This is a genomic window from Pseudomonas gorinensis (assembly GCF_042015035.1).
GTDB lineage: Bacteria > Pseudomonadota > Gammaproteobacteria > Pseudomonadales > Pseudomonadaceae > Aquipseudomonas > Aquipseudomonas gorinensis.
Genome location: NZ_CP167125.1, coordinates 2,109,532 through 2,129,647 on the forward strand (window position 1 = coordinate 2,109,532; position 20,116 = coordinate 2,129,647).

The 20,116-nt window shown below is 55.4% G+C and carries 16 protein-coding genes and 3 pseudogenes; 11 read left to right on the top strand and 8 right to left on the bottom strand.

Annotated elements, in window-relative coordinates; genetic code table 11:
- Window positions 1-13: 13 nt before the first annotated feature.
- The 5 genes and pseudogenes from AB7933_RS09650 to AB7933_RS09670 all read left to right on the top strand — a co-directional run.
- Window positions 14-332 (top strand): annotated as a pseudogene (locus tag AB7933_RS09650) (site-specific integrase); the annotation flags it as partial.
- Window positions 330-869 (top strand): annotated as a pseudogene (locus AB7933_RS09655) (terminase); the annotation flags it as partial. The pseudogenes AB7933_RS09650 and AB7933_RS09655, both read left to right, overlap by 3 nt.
- Entirely contained in the window at window positions 869-1,918 is a 1,050-nt protein-coding gene (locus tag AB7933_RS09660; RefSeq protein ID WP_024074112.1) for a phage portal protein, read from the top strand. The pseudogene AB7933_RS09655 and the gene AB7933_RS09660, both read left to right, overlap by 1 nt.
- 113 nt (window positions 1,919-2,031) lie before the next feature.
- Entirely contained in the window at window positions 2,032-3,159 is a 1,128-nt protein-coding gene (locus tag AB7933_RS09665) for a hypothetical protein (protein ID WP_375156325.1), read from the top strand.
- Window positions 3,080-3,997, top strand: a complete 918-nt coding sequence (locus AB7933_RS09670) for an IS5 family transposase (protein WP_236695150.1) — start codon at window positions 3,080-3,082, stop codon at window positions 3,995-3,997. The genes AB7933_RS09665 and AB7933_RS09670 overlap by 80 nt, the downstream gene beginning before the upstream one ends.
- Window positions 3,998-4,332: 335 nt before the next feature.
- Here the strand turns inward: AB7933_RS09670 and AB7933_RS09675 are convergent, their stop codons facing one another.
- The 4 genes from AB7933_RS09675 to AB7933_RS09690 all read right to left on the bottom strand — a co-directional run bounded on the left by AB7933_RS09675 (window position 4,333) and on the right by AB7933_RS09690 (window position 8,776).
- On the bottom strand, window positions 4,333-4,983 hold the full coding sequence (locus AB7933_RS09675; RefSeq protein WP_024074114.1) for an SOS response-associated peptidase family protein: 651 nt from the start codon (window positions 4,981-4,983) through the stop codon (window positions 4,333-4,335).
- A gap of 25 nt (window positions 4,984-5,008) precedes the next feature.
- Entirely contained in the window at window positions 5,009-5,347 is a 339-nt protein-coding gene (locus AB7933_RS09680) for a hypothetical protein (RefSeq protein WP_024074115.1), read from the bottom strand.
- A gap of 1,180 nt (window positions 5,348-6,527) precedes the next feature.
- On the bottom strand, window positions 6,528-7,835 hold the full coding sequence (locus AB7933_RS09685; RefSeq protein WP_024074116.1) for a hypothetical protein: 1,308 nt from the start codon (window positions 7,833-7,835) through the stop codon (window positions 6,528-6,530).
- 110 nt (window positions 7,836-7,945) lie between these two features.
- Window positions 7,946-8,776 (bottom strand): abortive infection family protein, encoded by an 831-nt coding sequence (locus AB7933_RS09690; protein ID WP_024074117.1) that lies wholly within the window; start codon window positions 8,774-8,776, stop codon window positions 7,946-7,948.
- Window positions 8,777-8,890: 114 nt separating this feature from the next.
- Between AB7933_RS09690 and AB7933_RS09695 the strand changes: the two genes are divergently transcribed.
- Together AB7933_RS09695 and AB7933_RS09700 are read left to right on the top strand one after the other, a co-directional pair.
- Entirely contained in the window at window positions 8,891-9,853 is a 963-nt protein-coding gene (locus AB7933_RS09695; protein WP_004577240.1) for an IS30-like element ISPpu17 family transposase, read from the top strand.
- Window positions 9,854-10,135: 282 nt separating this feature from the next.
- Window positions 10,136-10,942, top strand: a complete 807-nt coding sequence (locus tag AB7933_RS09700) for a hypothetical protein (protein ID WP_024074118.1) — start codon at window positions 10,136-10,138, stop codon at window positions 10,940-10,942.
- A gap of 343 nt (window positions 10,943-11,285) precedes the next feature.
- Here AB7933_RS09700 and AB7933_RS09705 read toward each other — a convergent pair whose 3' ends face one another.
- On the bottom strand, window positions 11,286-12,536 hold the full coding sequence (locus AB7933_RS09705; RefSeq protein WP_024074675.1) for an IS256 family transposase: 1,251 nt from the start codon (window positions 12,534-12,536) through the stop codon (window positions 11,286-11,288).
- Between the two features lie 291 nt (window positions 12,537-12,827).
- Here AB7933_RS09705 and AB7933_RS09710 point away from each other — a divergent pair, with 291 nt between their 5' ends.
- Window positions 12,828-13,049, top strand: coding sequence for a hypothetical protein (locus AB7933_RS09710; RefSeq protein ID WP_024074119.1), 222 nt, complete (start codon window positions 12,828-12,830; stop codon window positions 13,047-13,049).
- 100 nt (window positions 13,050-13,149) lie between these two features.
- Here AB7933_RS09710 and AB7933_RS09715 read toward each other — a convergent pair whose 3' ends face one another.
- Window positions 13,150-14,337: an MFS transporter gene (locus tag AB7933_RS09715; RefSeq protein WP_024074120.1), complete on the bottom strand. Its 1,188-nt coding sequence runs from the start codon at window positions 14,335-14,337 to the stop codon at window positions 13,150-13,152.
- 493 nt (window positions 14,338-14,830) lie between these two features.
- Here AB7933_RS09715 and mqo point away from each other — a divergent pair.
- Window positions 14,831-16,477 (top strand): annotated as a pseudogene (gene mqo / locus AB7933_RS09720) (malate dehydrogenase (quinone)).
- A 288-nt stretch (window positions 16,478-16,765) separates the two neighbouring features.
- Here mqo and AB7933_RS09725 read toward each other — a convergent pair.
- Together AB7933_RS09725 and AB7933_RS09730 are read right to left on the bottom strand one after the other, a co-directional pair.
- A complete protein-coding gene (locus AB7933_RS09725; RefSeq protein ID WP_024074122.1) occupies window positions 16,766-17,791 on the bottom strand; it encodes an IS110 family transposase in 1,026 nt (341 codons plus the stop codon).
- Window positions 17,792-17,911: 120 nt separating this feature from the next.
- Entirely contained in the window at window positions 17,912-18,583 is a 672-nt protein-coding gene (locus AB7933_RS09730) for an NADPH-dependent F420 reductase (RefSeq protein WP_024074123.1), read from the bottom strand.
- Window positions 18,584-18,683: 100 nt separating this feature from the next.
- On the opposite strand from AB7933_RS09730, the gene AB7933_RS09735 reads away from it, so the two are divergent.
- The gene (locus AB7933_RS09735; RefSeq protein WP_024074124.1) at window positions 18,684-19,580 is read left to right on the top strand and encodes a LysR family transcriptional regulator; all 897 of its coding nucleotides are present in this window, start codon (window positions 18,684-18,686) and stop codon (window positions 19,578-19,580) included.
- A 203-nt stretch (window positions 19,581-19,783) separates the two neighbouring features.
- Complete coding sequence (locus tag AB7933_RS09740) at window positions 19,784-20,113, top strand: YXWGXW repeat-containing protein (protein ID WP_041160867.1); 330 nt, start codon at window positions 19,784-19,786, stop codon at window positions 20,111-20,113.
- Window positions 20,114-20,116 lie beyond the last annotated feature (3 nt).

Consider the following 20,116-nt stretch of genomic DNA (forward strand, 5'->3'; position numbering starts at 1 on the left):
CGTACCACTTTCGATGGCGACTATCAGGGCAAGAAAACTGGCGGATGGGACTGTGAGCTACACGGCTCAGGTCCGCATCCAGCGCGACGGAGTGCAAGTCTACCAAGAGAGCCAGACTTTCGCCTGAAAACAGGCCACCTAGGCCTGGACGCTTAATCGCGAGTCGGAGCTGGATGAGCCTGGTGTGATCGAGCGAGCGAATCGCAAGGGCACCGTGCTCAAAGACATGATCAATCGCCACCTGGTAGCGGTTGAGAAAGCCCGGCGACTGGGGAAGACCAAGTGCGACACTCAATGCTATCGGTGAGGCGTACCTAGGCGAGCTGACCGAGCACTACAAGCCGTTTGCCATGCGGTTGTTCAGCGAGTGTTCTGGCCTGATGGTGATCGCTCTGCCGCTGGTGCCAGGTGGCAAGTTCCGGGTGCTGGAGCGTCACCAATTCCGCGGCATGGACTTCGCGGCGCAGGCCAGCGTGATCAAAGCCGTCTGTGACCGCTACTGGGTGACGTATATCGGGATCGACGTAACCGGGCTGGGCAGCGGCGTGGCGCAGCTGGTACGCCAATTCTTCCCCAACGTCACCACCTTCAGCTACTCCCCCGAGGTGAAGACGCGCCTGGTGCTGAAGGCCTACGACGTGATCCACCGCGGCCGGCTGGAGTTCGATGCCGGCTGGACCGACATGGCGCAGTCATTGATGGCTATCCGCAAGACCATCACCGCAGGCGGTCGCCAGTTCACCTACACCGCCGGCCGCAACGACAACACCGGCCACGCCGACCTGGCGTGGGCGCTCTTTCACGCATTGCACAACGAACCGCTGGAGGGGCAGACCACTGCCAATACCGGTCGGATGGAGATTTTTTGATGTCGAACCGCCACAGAAATACCAAGCAAGTGGCCCAGGCTTCCACGGTTGCAGCGCAGGAGTTCATTCCGCGCAGTGATAGCAAGATGGAGGCGTTCAGCTTCGGCGATCCATCACCGGTGCTGAGTGGCCGGGAGGTTTTTGATTATCTGGAGTGCTGGTTTAACGGGCGGTGGTACGAGCCGCCGCTGTCTCTGGATGGCCTGGCACGTTCGGTGGGTTCCAGCGTGCATCTGCATTCGGGGCTGATGTTCAAGCGCAACCTGTTGAGCAAGACGTTTATCCCGCACCGGCTGCTGTCGCGCGCGGCGTTCGAGCAGTTCGCCCTGGACTTTCTGTGCCTGGGCAACGGCTATCTGGAAGGGCGACGCTCGATGCTCGGCCCGGTGCGCGAGTTGGTACCGCCGCTGGCGAAGTACATGCGCTCGGGCAAAGACGGGCGGCAGTTCATGGTCCAGGGCTGGAAGGAAGAGCACGAATTTGAACCGGGCACCGTTTTCCATCTGCGGGAAGCGGATCTGCACCAGGAGGTGTACGGCCTGCCTGAGTGGATCAGCGCCTTGCAGTCGGCGTTGCTGAATGAGTCGGCCACGCTGTTCCGCCGCAAGTATTACGAGAACGGCAGCCATGCCGGCTTCATCCTCTACATGACCGACGCCGCGCAGAACGAAGCGGATGTCGACTCCCTGCGCAAGGCGCTCAAAGATTCCAAGGGGCCGGGTAACTTCCGCAACCTGTTCGTGTACTCGCCGAACGGCAAAAAGGACGGGTTGCAGATCATTCCGGTCAGTGAAGTGACGGCCAAGGACGAATTCAACTCGATCAAAAACCAGACCCGCGACGACGTGCTGGCCAGCTTACGCATTCCGCCGCAGCTGATGGGCATTGTGCCGCAGAACGCGGGGGGGTTTGGGTCAATCAGGGAGGCGGCGCAGATCTATGCGGCCAATGAGCTGGAGCCGATTCAGGCGCGTATGGCGCAGGTGAATGACTGGCTAGGGGAGGAGGTCGTGCGGTTCAAACCCTATGAAATTCCCGTGGGGGCGTAAAAGTAAGAATGGGAAGTGGGCCGAACTCAATACTTTTTACCTTTTGGAGCATGTGGACGGGGTGTTTGCTACAGTTGGGTAGGCCAGTCCCATAATACTTTTGTGAGAATAATATGGATTTTTTTACTCCAGTTGTAGAAGAGGCAAAGCAGAATAAAAACTTCAAATCTGTACTGGCTGGATTTAGAGCTGCTGAGCGGGAACTTTTTACAGAATGGGCGAAAGGGTTTGAGGACAGGGATGGGAAGATCGTTAAGGAGTTTCAAACAACATTTAACTCTTCTTTTTGGGAGGTGTATTTGCATGCGTGCTTTCGAGAATATGGATTTTCTCAGGATTGGAAAAACGCAACTCCTGATTTTTGCCTATCCTCGAACGGATATGAATTTATAGTCGAAGCCACAACTGGGAATGCGGCCCAAGGAAAACCTAATGAGTGGGATAAGACTTATAGTCCTGAGGAATTAAAGTCTGTCCGTCGATTTAGAGACTTGAATAAAGAAGCAGTCATACGGCTGTCAAACGCGATTGTTGGAAAGGCGAGGAGGTACGATGAGTTTTATAAGACACTGAGCTATGTTCAAGGTAAGCCATTTGTTATAGCGGTGGCACCGTATGAGCAGCCTCATTTTAACTTGCAATATGACAGACCTATTAGGGCGTTGCTTTATGACTACTACGTTGACGAAGATGCATATCTAGATAATCCAGCGCTCTATCCCAACGGCCCTCCTGCTATAAACCTCGGTTATGTTGAAAAGGAAAATGGGTCTGAGGTTCCGCTGGGGATATTTGATAGTTCAGAAATGATAGATGTTAGTGCTGTAGTATTTAGTTGTGTCGCGACATGGGGCAAGCTTAGTGCAATGTCTACTAATAACGAAACTGTTACGCAGGTTATGTCCTTGTGGGCCACTCCTCCTCTTGGAGTCCCTGAGGAACGAGTAGGGCCACCTTCAGAATGTGGTGAGACAATATTGGATGGTCTTCAAGTTTTTCATAATCCAAACGCGAAATTTCCGTTGTCACCTGAGGGAAACTCTGAAAAAGACTTTCTGATTTGGCAAAATACCGCGACCCCACCCACCGAGTTTCCCGATGAAGCAGATGACCTTCGCCGACGCCGAGTACGCTGGCAAGCGCAAGCAAACCCGCAAGGAGTTGTTCCTGATCGAGATGGATCGGGTGGTGCCGTGGAAGGGCTTGATTGCTTTGATCGAGCCACATTATCCGAAAGGTGAAGGTGGCCGTCCGGCCTACCCGTTGATGGCGATGCTGCGTGTGCATCTGCTGCAGAACTGGTTCGGCTACAGCGATCCAGCGATGGAGGAAGCGCTGTACGAAACCACGATCCTGCGCCAGTTTGCCGGGCTGAACCTGGAGCGCATCCCCGACGAAACCACCATTCTCAACTTCCGCCGCTTGCTGGAGAAACACGAGCTGGCGGCCGGCATCCTCGCTGTCATCAATGGCTATCTGGGCGACCGCGGCCTGTCGCTGCGCCAGGGCACCATCGTCGATGCAACGCTGATCAATGCGCCCAGTTCGACCAAGAACAAGGACGGCAAGCGCGACCCGGAAATGCACCAGACCAAGAAGGGAAACCAGTATTATTTTGGCATGAAGGCCCACATCGGCGCCGATGACGAATCGGGTCTGGTGCACAGCGTAGTGGGCACGGCGGCCAATGTGGCGGATGTCACCCAGGTGGACAAATTGCTGCATGGCGACGAAAACGTGGTCTGCGCCGATGCAGGCTACACCGGTGTCGAAAAGCGGCCCGAGCATGAAGGACGTGAAGTTATCTGGCAGGTGGCGGCACGCCGCAGCACCTACAAAAAACTCGATAAGCGCAGCGTGCTGTACAAAGCCAAGCGCAAGATTGAAAAGGCCAAGGCTCAGGTGCGCGCCAAGGTCGAGCATCCGTTCCGGGTAATCAAGCGCCAGTTCGGTTACACCAAGGTGCGCTTTCGCGGCTTGGCCAAAAACACGGCGCAACTGGTGACACTGTTCGCTCTGTCGAACCTGTGGATGGCGCGCCGACATTTACTGACGAATGCAGGAGAGGTGCGCCTGTAATGCGGGAAATGGCCACCGGAGTGGGGTCCGGGTGGCGAAAACGTAAGAAATACTCGTCGAATTGATTGTTTTTTGATCATTTGGCGAGTTTAAAAGTTGCGCTAGGTGGTATGCCGGGGAAATACATGGCTACTTCAGACCATCCCTGAGGTTTTTAGAAACGATAGAGTGGTGCAGCATTATTTTGACGAAAATTCTGGCGAATGGATCTATGAAGGTAGGCTGAATTCACTCCATTATCGTCAAGTATATGCAAGGGGTAAACGCCCTCCGAAGAATTCATAGTTGAGTTATACCTCTTGTTATATATGTAGTGGCTCTATTAGAAGTTTCATTTAATTTTTGCTATTGCCTACCGAGTTAGCGACTTTGAACCATTCAAAGGCCTCGGCCGGCTCGCCCTGGTGCAACACCATCTGCTCGGCACGCTCTTTAGGCGTTGCCGGGTCCAGCCATTCGCGGGCAAGATCCGGCGTCAGTACCACGGGCCTTCGGTCGTGAATGTCCACCATGCCGCCGGCACTGTCGGCGGTGATGATCACAAAGCCGTCATGTTCGCCTGGGCCTTCATCTGCGTCTGGTAATTGGCCGATGGCCGCGCACAAGATCGGCGCGCCGTCCCGCCTGCGGATCAGGTAGGGCTGTTTCTTCGGCCCACCTTCATCCACCCACTCAAACCAATTGTCGATAGGCGTGATCGCCCGGTGCGGCCATATCGCCCGGAAGAATGGGCCGTGGGCGACCTTTTCGACGCGTGCATTGATCGGTGCGGCGCGGTCTTTTGCCCAATGCGGTCGCCACCCCCAGCGAACTGGATCAGCGTGCAGCAGTTCACCTTGCAGGTGCAGCAATGCCACCTGGGTCGTCGGAGCAACGTTGTACCGCTCGATCGGTTGGTCACCCACCGAGTTTGCCAGGGCGTTGGGCATGCTCAGCGCCGCAACGAAGTCGTGGATACCCCTGTACTGCGACAGCCTTCCGCACATAGCCAAGCCCTCCTTCCGTTTGATCTTAGACAATCGTGGTCGGTCGAGGTCTCATCTCGTTGACGATTCGCTTCAGGCCTTCGGCTTCACGCTGACTTACGATCAGTGACGTCGTCAGGGTGTCGATCTGCTTTCGCATCTCAGCCGCTTCGCCGCCTCTCTGACGGAGGTATCCAGCGAACTCGGCGTTCTTCGCCTGGGTAGCCAGCAGCATCTGGCTGATTCCAAAGACATCCTCCCGTGCTTTGCGCAGTTGCACGTTCAGGTCCTGGATCTCGTTCTCCAGGAGGCGGCAGTGCTGCCGGTACATTTGCAATGGGGTAGGGAGGCCAAGCCAGCCGAGGGTGTCTTCATCGTTATTCATGGGGGCGAATCCAATACTGTATGTGCATACAGTAATCGAGGTTTGCTCATGACGCGATTTGAGGCGACGAACTGTAGGAGGGAGGGGGGCTTTGGGTCAGAAAAAGTCAGCTGGAATAGATGAAAGTTTGCCCTTCAGCAGCATGAAAAAACCCAATTCAACATAGCATTTGCAGGGTGTCACGGCAAGCCAAAGCGGCCGCGCGGACCAATAAACACGGGGCTTCGGGGGCTGCGTGGTTGGCACCCAGGAAGCTGCCGATAGTTCGGGGAGTTGGCGTGCCACAAATAGGGCTACAGGCGTGCCACAACGGGGCAGTGACGTGCTTCACCACCCGGCGCGCGCCGTCGTCCCCCCACCTCGCCTGCGGGCTAAATGGGGCGTTTTTTCTGCGACCCTGCGGACCACTCTCGGCGGCTCAGGCTGGGCGCATGCTTGGCGTTTTAGTGGGGACAGAAACCTGCGGAACCCTGCGAAGGTGGATGTTTTTCGCAACGGTTTCAAGCACGCAAAGACAGCTGAATTCAGTAAGTGCCTCGGGAAAAAGGTTAGTTTTTTTTGAGGGGGGGTGTTGTGACTTGGAACGCCCGTGTTTGTTGGGCTTGAGACCTAACTTTGATGGGTTAGGTTGGGTTAGGTTAAAGGTTATAAATTCATAACTGGCTGTTTTTAAAGGAATTAATATACTGAATATTTAATACTAATAAAGGTTAGGAAATAACCAGACCTAACCAAGAAGCTAACCTTGCCAACCCTTCGAAAAGCCATGCCAAACAAGGCTTTCAGGGCACCCAGCAAAAAACTAACCCTTCTAACCTCTTTCCCGTGGGTCAACATGAAAACGCGAGATGTGCCTAGGTCGGCGCGCTTTTGACGCTGCGTGCTGCATTGCGCAGCACTCACGACGTTTCCGTTGACGCGCCCGCACTCACACTCACACAGCGTCAGATGGTGAGGTTTACAGGCGATGTTGGGATTGGAGAGAGCATTTTCCTAGCCGCTTGAGATGCTTCAATACAGTCAGGCGAGAATTGGTGCACAGGTCCTGCAGGAGGTGGTCTCCATGCCTATAAAAAGGGGCCTGCGTACCGAGGCGTACATTCTGCCTACCAATCACTTACGACCACAATCGGCCGTAAGCTGCGCTCACCCTCAAGCACTGGAAGATAGGAGTTAAAATTTAATCGGCGAGGCCAAGCTTTCTGCTAAACCAGTGATAATGTGTGTAGTCAAATTTATCTCCATACAATTCATCTATTCTCGCCTTGATAATCGTATAATCATGACGAGCACGGCCTCTATCGTGGCACTGAGGGTTGTTTTCAATTTGTTCGGCTAGATACTTAATTGAGTTTTCGTTAAACAATTTTATGTACTGAGGGATCGCCACTTGAAAGCGGGAGTCGGCCTGATCATAATTGGTACTGACTCCGTAGTATGTTGATGCGATCATACAGAACTTCTCTTGCCACTCCTCAGAGTCAGAAAGCTGAAGTATGTAATCAAATTGATCTGAGCTAAATACTGGCCTATCTTTTACAATCCACTCCTTCAGGTCGTCTCCGTGCTTGAAAATGTTCTCCTTTACAAACCAACCAGCAGTTTTGCATACAGGGTCTTTCTCTATGTAGTGTTCAATCTTCAAGCGAGCAGCGTCACTTAATAATGGGAATAATTCGTGATTTTGAGAAAGAAAGAAAATGAAATATTGTAGAGGGCTGCCAGTACTAGCCAAATTACTAAAGAAGTCGACATCTCCTCGTATTGTTGCAGGCAGTGAAGCTTTGTTTCTGCTAGCTATCACCTCAAGAACATGAAGGTTGATTAGTCTGTTATTTTCGCATTGTTCGTTTTCAATCCTAAATACTATTTTCCATAGGGATCGGAATATATTTAGCTCAACTTGCTCAGTGGTTCTATCAAAGTACCGGTTTACAACGTATTTTTTTACTTTTGATCTGGTATTCAGTATTTCGCGAGACTCTGAGATGTCATCAAGCAATTCTTGAAGAATATGCTGGGTATAAAAAGGTGGTTTGGTTAAAACATCGGTCAATGTGTTTCGGATCAATGCTCTAACGGTTTCGTGGTTCGGTGAGTGCAGTTCGCGCTCCCTGTTTAGTACAGGATGCGCTGACAAATGTCTTTGCTTTTGCAAATATCTCAAATTTTCATATTCGGAACTATCTAGCAAATTTGTTTTGTCATTTACTTCGTCTATTAATTTTAGCTCCCAAGCGGCTGATTTCTGGTCTACATCTTGAATTCTACTCACTTCATCTAATATTGCTTTGGCTGATGCATCATCATAGAGGTCGATTAGGTTTTGTAGCTTGTAAACAATGTCGCATATCGCTACCGACCAAAGCATTACCACTGCGGATCTATAGTTTCCGTTGTGGTATGAAGATAAAACTTCTCTGAAGTATTCTTTTGTCTTGCCGTAGTGAATGCTATCTGACATTTTTTCTAACGAGAACTCGTCCATAAAATTTCCGCTTGTTAGTTTGGTAGCTAGGTGCTTTAACTTACAGATCTAAAGCGCGTCAATGAAAAAGAGGTTTTTTCACTCTGCTAACATTTGCTCGACGCTGATGCTTAAGCTTTTTTCTCATTCCATGTCTCTAACACAAAGGCTGCAATGGTGTGTGCCGCATGAATTGCAAGTTTTGCATGCCGCGGCTTCAATTTATAAGGTTTCTTTCCTGCTCCATGTGCAGCGCTTGCATGAGTTCGTAACGCGCCAATCCCATTCACCGTGGCCATAATACCGCTCACTATTTCTTGTAAATCCCTTTCTTCCAGTTTAGAAGCGTCCAGCCCTAGATCTGTTTTGACTACCTTCCAAACAGACTGTAGATCCTGTTTTGCTGGCATTTGAAGGTGGTTATGTTCTTCTATATAAACCTTAAATAGTGATTCGAGTATGTTGCAAGCTGCGGAAACTGCCTCTCTAGGGCTTAGTTGTACATTTTTTATCGCGCGTTCAAATTCTTGATCAATTGCTTGGATATTCTTTTTCTTTATAAGTTCGGATAGTGTTTTTGTAGCCAACCCCTCGCCTTTAGATATTATTCCTCCGGTCGAGTAGGAGAGTCCCGCGCGCTCAAGCGCTTTTCTTATCTTTTCTATATTGGCTTTTTCTTTCTCTATCATTTCTTCAGAACGCCAAAATGTCGGTGCGGTCTCGACATCTGTCTCCATATACTTTTCGATAATTCTCCCAATGATAGTCAGTGTTTCGGAGCCACTTACTTTATTAATTCTTCTGAGCCACTCTAAAGCTTTAACTGCTTTTGAACCTTCAGGTGGTTCGCCAGGTGCTTCGGCATACATAAATAAACTATCTAGGCTCGCATGGGTTTCGTTTTCTGAAACAGTTTCTGCGATGGTCGAAATTACATATGAGGGAACCGTATAGTTTTCCAACTTAAATCCTTTTCGCTGCCTGAATTCATAGAATAAGCGCAACGCTTGAAACGAGAGGCAGAGAGCCAGCCACCGGTAGAATCCAGGCTCTCACACCGAAGGATTCAAGCGCAGATGACTACGCATTACCGGCAGCTGACTCAGGGACAACGTTACCAGATTGAGGCTGGCTTGAGCGCCGCAGAGAGCCAGGCGAGCATTGCAAAGCGGGTCGGCGTGCATCCCTCGACGATCAGTCGCGAGGTTCGCCGCAACAGCACCCAGAATATCTACAAGGCTGTTTCTGCGGCCCATGAAAGTGATGCTCGTCGAGCGGGTGCGCGCAAGTTTTGCAAGCCGGCGACATGGCTCAGCCATCATCTCCCGGTGTGGCTCAAGCATGGCATGAGTCCGGAGCAGATCGCCCAGCGGTTGAAGCAGGAGCAGCCAAGCCGGGCGGTCAGCCATGAGTGGATTTATCGGTTCATTGCCGCCGAACAGCGCGCCGGTGGTGAGCTTTATACCTATCTGCGACATCGCCGAAAGCGCTACCGGAAACGCTATGGAAGCCACGATCGGCGCGGGCAGCTGCGTAATCGCGTGTCAATCAGTGAACGCCCAGCCGAGGTCGAAAGCCGCGAGCGCCTGGGGGACTGGGAGGGCGATACGGTACATGGACTGGGCGGTAACCTGGTGACCCTGGTTGATCGCAAAAGCGGCTATCTGAGCGCCTATCCGGTCAAGCGCAGAACGCGCCGGCAGGTAACGCGGGCGATCAATCTGATGCTTCAGGGCCATGCCGCTCACACGCTGACGCTGGATAACGGAAGGGAGTTTGCCGGGCATGAACGCATCGCGCTACGGAGCCAGTGCCAGGTCTTTTTTGCAGACCCCTATTCATCCTGGCAACGTGGCACCAATGAAAACACCAACGGTCTGCTCCGCCAGTATTTCCCCAAGGGCAGCGACTTCAGCAAGCTGACCGTCGAAGCCGTCAATCGGACAGTAGCGAGGATCAATCTACGCCCGCGCAAGCGCTTGGGCTGGAAGACGCCGTACGAAGTGCATACAGGGGTGAGCGTTGCACTTATGTGTTGAATTCAGGCTGGGAGGTCAGAGTGCAGCATACCTGTTAGCTGCCTATGGTAGGTAGTTTTGGAAGAGGGGAAGTGACGTGCTACATGAGAGCTGTCGGATTTTTTGAACCCCTGGGCACGCACTCTCCCGCACACAGCTTCAGTTTTGGCGTTTGCAATTGGTATCAGGACTGGAGTCGGAGGGAGAGCGTACCTATAGCTACCATTTGACAGAAATCGAAAGGCTGTCTTGGTAGGTGTTCTGTGCATATGCTTAGGGATATTCAAATGGAGCAAAACGGTCATGATCGACGATGATTACGGATACAACCGAGATGACGAGCCTACCTATCTCACCCCGGACCAGATCCCTCAGTACGCACTACGTGAGGCTCTTAAATCACTCAGTCTTTTTGCCACTGATATGAATCTTGTGAGTCAGGCTATGAACCTGACCATCGTCGATGAATTCATAACGGGGCTGGAGTACGATTATCGTCTCGCCAAATTTAACGAGTCTTCAAGTCCCTACGATTCGATCTTCCTGGCTGCCCAGTCGCAGATGTGGATTTTCAGTGCTTATGAAGTCATGCGGACGTGGGTTGAGAAAGCTAAGAGCTATGTCAAAACCGCTGAGAACTCAGGACTTCATCTAAAACTCAAGGAGCTGAAACGTGACCGTGGATATATCAATTACACGGCTCTACAGAAGGCTAGAGAGATTCAGGCTCTGATTGAAGATCCGAAATTGCTGGGGAATCTCCAGGACGACTTAGCGCGTATCCAGTTCTTGTTCATCAGGGTTGAGATGATCCGCGTTGCCCTTGCTAAGCATGAGGTCAGGAAGCGAGAGGGAGCAATGCTAGCTAACGGTTTGGTTGGGTTTATGAACCGAGAATGCGGCTCACTTTCCTACCAAATGAATACGGGAATGGTCATCCAGGGAGAGATCAATCGTAGGGATATTGCAGATGGAATTCGATCGATCCCTGATTACGCAGTGCCTACACCAGAAGACGTGAAAAGCTATGACAAGTTCATGCGTGGACTTTCGGATAACGAAGCAATAGAGCTTTTCAAAGATGTCACACAGCATCCACCAAGTGAGTGAAGGGGATTGCTATTTCCAGCGAGGGCGGTGGTTGGAATCCAGGGCGTCGTATTGGTGTTGGTACGAAAGTGGTACGGGATTTTTAGAAAGGTTCTGGAAGGCACGTATTGAGTGGCATAGAGGATTAGTAGCTCCAATCCATCATCGGGGCGACGGAGAAGCGGCGGGAGAGTGGGGCGGTTTGTAGGGGCATGGGGGATCTGAGTTAGCGAGGCGAATGTGGCGCAGTTTATCAGGGATGCATCGTGGGTGTCGGGGAGGCGTGTTTCGCGCCATTCACTACGGGACTGTCAGATATTTTGTGTGCGGGCCGGTAACGGCCTGCCGTCAGGCAGGCCATGCTTTACCAGGTTGGCCTGATAAATCGATCTCCGTACAGAATCGCAAATTGATTCATCGCACTTTTCCAGTCATGGGCCGCGGAGCCCCAGTTTGCGGTGATATTGCGCAGTCCAAGCCAGATCAGTTTTGTCGCCGCATCGTCGGTCGGGAAGTGACCTCGGGTCTTGATGATCTTGCGCAACTGAGCGTTGATGCTCTCAATGGCGTTGGTCGTGTAGATCACTTTTCGAATCGCCGGCGGGAACACGAAAAATGGGATCACACGATCCCAAGCGCGGCGCCAGGCAGCCACTACCGTCGGATACTGCTTGCCCCATGGCCCGCTTTCAAACGCATCCAGCGCCTGCTCGGCTGCTTCGGCGGTCACCGCCTGATAGATCGGTTTGAGCGCCTTGGCCAGTTCGCGACGCTTGTCCCAGGCCACGTAATCAAGACTGTTGCGGATCAGATGAACAATGCATGTTTGCAGTGTCGTGTCTGGAAATACGGCGTTGAGAGCCTCTGGCATGCCTTTCAGTCCATCGGTCACAGCAATCAACACGTCTTCGACGCCGCGTGTCTTGAGGTCGTTGAAAACTTTCATCCAGAACTTGGCGCCCTCGGTATTTTCTATCCAGATGCCGAGAATATCGCGTGTTCCGTCAGGCAAAACGCCCAGGGCCAAGTAAATCGCCTTGTTGCGAACCAGCCCCTCTTCGCGAATTTTGACCCGTAGAGCATCGAAGAAAATAACCGGATACATCGGCTCCAAAGGCCGCTGTTGCCATGCACCGATCTCTGCCATGACCTCGTCGGTTACAGAGCTGATGAAGTCGGGAGAAACGTCAGTACCGTACTGCTCGGAAAGAAACGCTCGGATCTCTCTGACCGTCATTCCACGGGCATACATGGCGATGATCTTGTCGTCGAAACCGGTGTAGCGGCGTTCGTGCTTGGGGATCAAAATGGGCGAAAAACTGCCGTCCCGGTCGCGGGGAATATCCAGTCGGAGCGGACCGTCGCCGGTTAGAACCGTCTTGCCGCTTTTGCCATTGCGCTGGTTGGTTTCATCCTCTGGGCGCTGCGCGCCCGGCGGATAGCCCAAGTGGTGACCTAGCTCTGCACTCAGCGCTCGCTCGATCAAAGCCTTCTTGAACGCCGCAGACGCGTCCTCGATAGCTTCAGCGGTCATCGGTCCATCGGTGAATTGCTCGAGCAGCTCTTTCGGGATTTTCGGCAGCTCTCGCAACGCGGGTTTCTTTTTGGTTGGCATACATGCACCTCTTACTCATGTTATGCCCGAACACAAAATTTCTGACACCCCCTTCACTACTCAACAGCTAATAGACCTGAGCGCTCTACTCGTCAGCCGAGCCCAGGAGCACGTCGCGCCTACCGCCACCACGGCCACAGCCTGACACCCAACCCCGCCGCCTTACCCCAAGGCGGCAACCTGAACCCTCCCTGTCACCCGGTAAAGTTTCATAATTCCCTTCGCCTTTGAGGTCTACGATCGTCCCCAAGAGAGGCCCCCCGCGCCTCCAGTCCACAGGGAACTGAAAACATGATCTCGAGCCTTGTCAAAGTCGTGATGATTGCTGGCACGTTGCTGTTGGGCGCTTGCTCTTCGGGTTCGTCTGGCGTGAGCAGTGACCCTTGCTTTTCGGGCGGGTGCCAGGCGTTTGGTGACCACAGCCCCAGCAAGGCCGCGAAGATGAATTTTGGCGGCAGTGGGCTGGGGAGTAGTTATGGGGAGTATGGGTCGGGGTTGTTGCATGATGATTGATGGGGTGGTGGGTCAGGCGTTGGTGTGTTGACTGACCCACTGCTATCGGGGGCAAGCCCCCTCCCACATTCGATCTGTGGTGGGGGCAGAATTGTGGGTTTTAGTGCCCGCCCTGCATGCGCCGCGCGACCAGGTAGATACCCAGGCCGACCAGTGCCGTAGCCGCGCCGATGTAGCCAGTGCTGGTCCAGCCAAACCCAGCTGTAATCGCCATGCCGCCAAACCACGGCCCCAGTGCATTCGCCAGGTTGAACGCCGCGTGGTTCGACGCAGCTGCCAGGCTCGGTGCCTCATGGGCAATATCCATCAAGCGGATCTGCAACGGTGCGGCCAGCGACACCATGGTGCCCACCAGGCCCATGCTCAGCAGCACGCCCCATAGCGATGAGGCCGCGAAGGGGAAGAACAACAACACCGCCATCGACCACACCAGAATCCAGCCCACCGCGCGAAACTGCATGCGATCAAACAGCTTGCCGCCGGCGATGTTGCCGATAATTCCACCGACGCCAAACGCCGCCAGGCCAAATGGAATCCATTGTGGCGAGACTTTGGTCACTTCCAGCATGGTCGGCGCCAGGTAGCTGAATACGCAGAACATCCCGGCAAAACCGATGGCGCCAATCGACAGCGCCATCCACACCTGGGGTTTGGTGAAGGCGCGCAGTTCCTTGCGCGGGTCGCTGCGTTGTTCGTCGTGGCGGTGGGGGACGAATTGCCAGACCAGGGCGATGGTGAGGAGGGCTATCACGCTGACCAAGGCAAATGCAGAACGCCAGCCCAGGTATTGGCCGAGGAAGGTGGCGATGGGGTTGCCGAGCAGCATGGCCAGGGTCAGGCCCATCATGACCCGCGCCACGGCGCCGGCGCGTTTGTGGTTGGGCACCATGCTGGAGGCGACCACGGCGGCGATGCCGAAGTAGGCGCCGTGGGGCAGGCCGCTGATGAAGCGGAAGGCGACCAGCGAGCCGAAGGTCGGGGTGAAGGCGGTGGCGAGGTTGCCCAGGGCGTACAGGCCCATCAGCAACAACAGCATATGTTTACGCAGCAGCTTGGCGCCGAGGATGGCCAGCAGCGGTGCGCCGACCATCACGCCCAGGGCGTAGGCGCTGATGGCGTGACCGACCTGGGGTTCACTCAGGTTCAAGTTGCGGGCGATGTCGGGCATCAGGCCCATGATGGCGAATTCGCCAGTACCGATCGCGAAGGCGCCCACGGCCATGGCAGCTTCCATTTTGGCGGCACTGCGCGCGGGCAGCACGTGCCCGGGTGTTTGCTGGATAGTCATGGGTAACTCTATTGGGATGAACGGCACGAAGGACAGCCGCCGATGCTACGCAAGCAGCGACGAAGGTGTCTAGAACAGCCTTTTTTGACAGAGTTCAGTTTGATTAAACACCCTGTGACCCCACGTCGCGCTTGCCACGCTTGACAGCGGCGCGGCAAAACCCGCGATTTAGAGCTGTCAATTGGCCAAACGACGCATAAACGCCGTTTAGCGTGATATTCTGCGCGCCATCTTGGTCTGGTCTTTCCCCGGTACGTACACCCGTATACGTCCCGGCGGTCGGCTGTCGCCCAGGTAGCTGAAGCCAATAATGATAAGAAGTCAGCGCAGAAGGGACATAAAAGTGAGGTCGATACGTCGGCCTTGTGTGCCCACCCTGCGGTCTCGAAGTGAATGCGCAAACCCCACGTTGCGTTGCCTGGCGCAGCGTGAACGAGGGTTGCCCATCATCAGGGGCAGTGGGGCGGATGGCGTTTTATCATAGGTGCTACCGATGTTTAAGAAAGTAAACACGGCCCTGCTGGGGCTGGCTTTGTCGATGGGGATCACGTCCGTTCACGCGGAAGAGGCAAAGAAAGTCGATGTGCTGCTGATCGGCGGCGGCATCATGAGTGCGACCCTGGGTGTATGGCTCAATGAGCTGGAACCAGGCTGGTCGATGGAAATGGTCGAGCGCCTCGACGGCGTCGCCGAAGAAAGCTCCAACGGCTGGAACAATGCCGGTACCGGTCACTCGGCCCTGGCCGAGCTGAACTACACCCCGGAAGACAAGAACGGCAACGTTGAGATCCCGAAAGCGGTCGAGATCAACGAAGCGTTCCAGATTTCCCGTCAGTTCTGGTCCTGGCAGGTCCAGCAGGGCGTGCTGAAGAACCCGCGTTCGTTCATCAACTCCACACCGCACATGAGCTTTGTGTGGGGCGATGACAACATCAAGTTCCTCAAGAAGCGCTACGAAGCCCTGCAGGCGAGCCCGCTGTTCGCCGGCATGCAGTACTCCGAAGACCCGGCGCAGATCGCCAAATGGGTTCCGTTGATGATGGAAGGGCGTGACCCGAACCAGAAAATCGCGGCCACCTGGACCCCGATCGGCACCGACGTGAACTTCGGCGAGATCACCCGCCAGTTCGTCGCTCACCTGCAAACCACGCCGAAGTTCGACCTGAAGCTGTCGAGCGAAGTGCAGGACATCACCAAGAACGCCGACGGCTCGTGGCGTGTCAGCTACAAAAACCTGAAAGACGGCACCAAGACTGAAACCGATGCCAAGTTCGTGTTCATCGGCGCTGGCGGCGGTGCCCTGCACCTGCTGCAGAAGTCGGGCATTCCGGAAGCCAAGGAATACGCGGGCTTCCCGGTTGGCGGCTCGTTCCTGGTCACCGATAACCCGGCCATTGCCGAGCAGCACCTGGCCAAGGCCTACGGTAAAGCTTCGGTTGGCGCGCCACCGATGTCGGTTCCGCACCTGGACACCCGCGTGCTGGATGGCAAGCGCGTGATCCTGTTTGGCCCATTCGCGACCTTCTCGACCAAGTTCTTGAAAGAAGGCTCGTACCTGGACCTGCTGACCAGCACCACCACCCACAACATCTGACCAATGACCAAAGTCGGTATTCGTGAATACCCGCTGGTCGAGTACCTTGCCGGCCAACTGATGCTGTCGGATGACGACCGCTACAACGCCCTGAAAGAGTACTTCCCGAACGCCAAGAAAGAAGACTGGCGCCTGTGGCAAGCCGGTCAGCGCGTGCAGATCATCAAGCGTGACGAAGAGCAGGGCGGCGTCCTGAAACTCGGTACCGAAGTGGTCAGCTCCGCCGACAACACCATTGCCGGCCTGTTGGGTGCATCGCCAGGCGCATCGACTGCGGCGCCGATCATGCTGACCGTGCTGCAGAAAGTGTTCAAGGACAAGGTTGCGACCCCTGAGTGGCAGACAAAACTGCACCAGATCGTGCCAAGCTACGGCACCAAGCTGAACGACAGTCCTGAGGCTGTTGCCAAGGAATGGGCCTACACCGCCGGTATCCTGCAACTGACCCCACCGCCTGCGATTCCGCAACTGACTGCTCCAAAAGCCACCGAGGCTGCCAAGCCTGCGGCCGCGCCGAGCAAGCCAGCGTCTGACCTGGCGCTGTAAGCAACGCCTGATATCAGGTAACGCTTAAAAAATCTATGGTCCCCCCATTTTTGCAATACTGATTAACGGGCGATGTGGTTGGCTTGCTTAAATCTATCCGGCGTCTGTTTGGGGCTTGCCCCAGCGCCACGATGAGAGTCGCGCCTGACGATCCTTAAAAGCCCGTCGGCTTCTGAAGCCGATTTTTATGTCAGGATCTTCGCCAGGCCGGTAGGCCGTTCACGTCATCCGTTGTTCAGCTATCGCAAAACCTGAAGGGTGAATTGTGGTACTGCAACAACCGCAGGGTCAGGCGTTCAAGGCGTCTGGCCCTGCTTCATATTGCGCATGGTGAGCCGCTATCGCCCAAGCGATACGCGCCAGTTTGTTGGCCAGGGCACAGGCCACCACATTCGAGTGTCGTCGGCGCAGCAGCGCTCGCACCCAGTCGGCCAAAGCCCCCTTCTGATGATCCAGCCTCTGCATGTAAACCCTGGAGCATTGCACCAGCAGTTGCCGCAGGTGCTTGTCACCCCGCTTGCTGATCCCCAACAAATTGGCTTTGCCGCCCGTGCTGTACTGTCGCGGCACCAAGCCCACTGAAGCCGCAAAATCGCGACTGCATCGGTATTGCTTGCCATCGCCCATTTCTACAGCCAGAAGGCTGGCGGTGATCGGACCGACACACGGCATGCTAAGCAAACGGCTCCCCAGATCATCGTCGGCCAGCTGGCAAGCCAGTTGTTTGTCCAGTTCCTTGATCTGTTCATCCAGGTAAACGAAGTGATCGTGCAGGCGTTGCAACAGCACTGTCAGCCGCACAGGCAGCTCATGCTCGGCCAAAACAGCTGCCAAACGCTTCATGATGGCTGAGCCTTTGGGCAGGCTGATGCCAAATTCCAGCAGGAAACCGTGCATCTGATTGGCTGTCTTGGTGCGGTCATGCACCAACGACTCGCGCATGCGATGCAGGACAGACAGGGTTTGCTGAGACTCGGTTTTAGGCGTAACGAAGCGCATGGACGGACGGGAAGCCGCCTCGCAAATGGCCTCTGCGTCGATAAAGTCATTTTTGTTGCCCTTGACGAAAGGGCGGACAAACTGCGGTGAAATCAACTTGGTCGTATGCCCCATCGCCGCAAGCTGACGGGCGATGAAGTGAGAGCCGGCACAGGCTTCCGTTACCACGACGCAGCTCGGCAAGTTGCCGAAGAACCGCATCATCTGCGCTCGCGAGAGCTTTTTGCGAAACACCTCGCGGCCCGATTTGTCTTGGCCCAGAAGGTGGAAATTATGTTTGCCGAGATCGATCCCGATCAGTGCTGACTCGCTCATGATGATGGCCTCCAAAAACAAAACACCCTGCGAAAGCGTAGCCCTCGCAGGGTGTGGGGGTGACCATCTCATTAGCCCGCTGAACCGGTAACGGTCAGCGGGCTTTTTGTGCGCGGCTGTTTAACTGTGGGTGTGCTCCCGGCTGACCGGAGGCAGTTCAACCGTGCGCTCGGCCGCGGCCAGGGCCGCCCTCAACCCGGCCTGGTCCAGCGGCACGCAATACGCCGGTTTGGCGCGCTCGAACCGCCAGCTGTCATCCAGGTTGCCGGCGTCCACGGCATCGAAGCCCAGCTCGTCGAGTAAGCCGATCACCTGTGCTTTCGCGCCAGCATCATCGGCGGCCACCGGCAATGCGCGGCGGTCAGGGGCACCGTGGGGGCGGGCATGCTCGGTCAGGTCGGTCGCGAAGATCGCATTGAACACCTTGACCACCTTCGAATGGGAAAAATGCTCGGCGAGCAGCCGGCTGGTGGTGGTTTCAAAACGGTCGAGCGCGGGGAAATGCCCGTCACGCTCGGGGTAGTAGTTGTTGGGATCCAGTATTGTCTTGCCCTCCAGCCACTGCGCGGGAATGCTGCGGTAATGTTCAAACGGAATCGCCACCAGCACCACGTCACCGAACTGCGCGGCATCTTGCGCACTGCCCACTTTGACGCCGCGAATACCGCTGAGCACGCTGCTCATGGTCTGCGGGCCACGGGAGTTGCTCAGCATCACCTCATGGCCGGCAGCTAAAGCCAGCTGGGCCACGGCACGCCCGATAAAGCCCGCGCCAATCACGCCAATCTTCATGGTCTTGCTCCTTTTGAACAGGGGGAGCCGTTATGATGATTGGCAACTGTTTGGCGATAAATAATTGTTATGGCGTGGGTGTTGTTACTGGGAGTGGGGAATGATCGACCGTCTATCCAGCATGAATGCCTTTGTGGTCGCCGCCGAGTTGGGCTCATACGCCCGCGCTGCCGAGCGCTTGAACATGTCGGCGCAGATGGTGGCCAAACACGTTGCCGCGTTGGAGCAGCGCCTGGGCGCGCGCTTGCTCAATCGCACCACGCGTCGACAAAGCCTCACCGAGTTGGGCAGCGCGTATTACGAGCGGTGCAAACATATCCTGACAGAGGCCGAGGCGGCTGATTCCCTGGCGCAGATCATGAATGACACGCCGCGTGGCAAGCTGAAAATCACCGCGCCGGTCACTTTCGGCTCCTACAGCCTGATGCCGCTGATTACCGCTTTTTTGCGCGATAACCCGCAGGTGCAAATCGACCTGCACCTCACGGATCGTTTCGTCGATTTGGTGGAGGAGGGCTATGAAGCGGCGTTTCGCATCGGCCCGCTGGCCACCACCGGTTTGACCGCCCGGCCACTGGCGCCTTACCGCCTGGTGGCCTGCGCGGCGCCGGCGTACTTGGCGGCCCGCGGCATGCCGCTGGCGCCGGCCGACCTGGAGCACCACGAATGCCTGGGCTACGCCTTCTGGTCACGCCCCGCGGATCGCGAATGGGTGTTTTACCAAGGCTCGACACCGCACACAGTGAAGGTCGCCAGCCGGTTGCAGATCAATGAAAGCCGGGCGTTGATGACAGCCGCGCTGGACGGTTTTGGCATCGTCCTGGGCCCGGAAGACTTTCTGCGCGCGGCATTGGCCAGGGGCGAGTTGGTGCAGGTGCTGCCGGACTTCGAGGCTCCCAGCCGGCCAATGCATCTGGTCTACACCGCCCACCGCCAGCGTACCGCCAAGTTGCGAGGGTTTGTCGAGGCGGTGCTGGAGCGTTTCGGCCCGGCATGAGGGCGAAGAGGTGCAAACGCCGCGGTGTTGCGGGTACGCCTGAAGCGACCGGCCGTCGCGTGCGCTTTTTGAGGCGAGTGGGTTCAGCAACCTGACAGACACCACCTGTTAAAAAAGAACCCAGGCCATGCAGGAGCGCGGCTGGAACCAGGGGGCATTTTTTACTGATACAGGTGTTGGGTGTTAGCGCCCGAGGGGTTTGTATGTTGTTACGTTATGCAGCATTGGCGGCCATGGTTGTCGCCGCATCCGGGTGTGTGCAAGAGCGTGTCGTGCATGAGCGGCGCCCGGTGCAACGTGAGTATGTCGAGGTGGTCGCGCCACAGCCGCCGCCGGTTCAAGTGATTGAAGTCGAGCCTGCGCCACGCTACGGCTATATATGGTCGCGCGGTTACTGGCGTTGGGACGGTGGGCGCTACGTCGCGGTGCATGGCCATTGGGAGCCTGTGCGCGAAGGCTATCGCTACGTGCATCCGCACTGGGTGCAACGCAATGACGGTTTCCACTGGCAGGTGGGTGGCTGGGTTCGCTGAAGC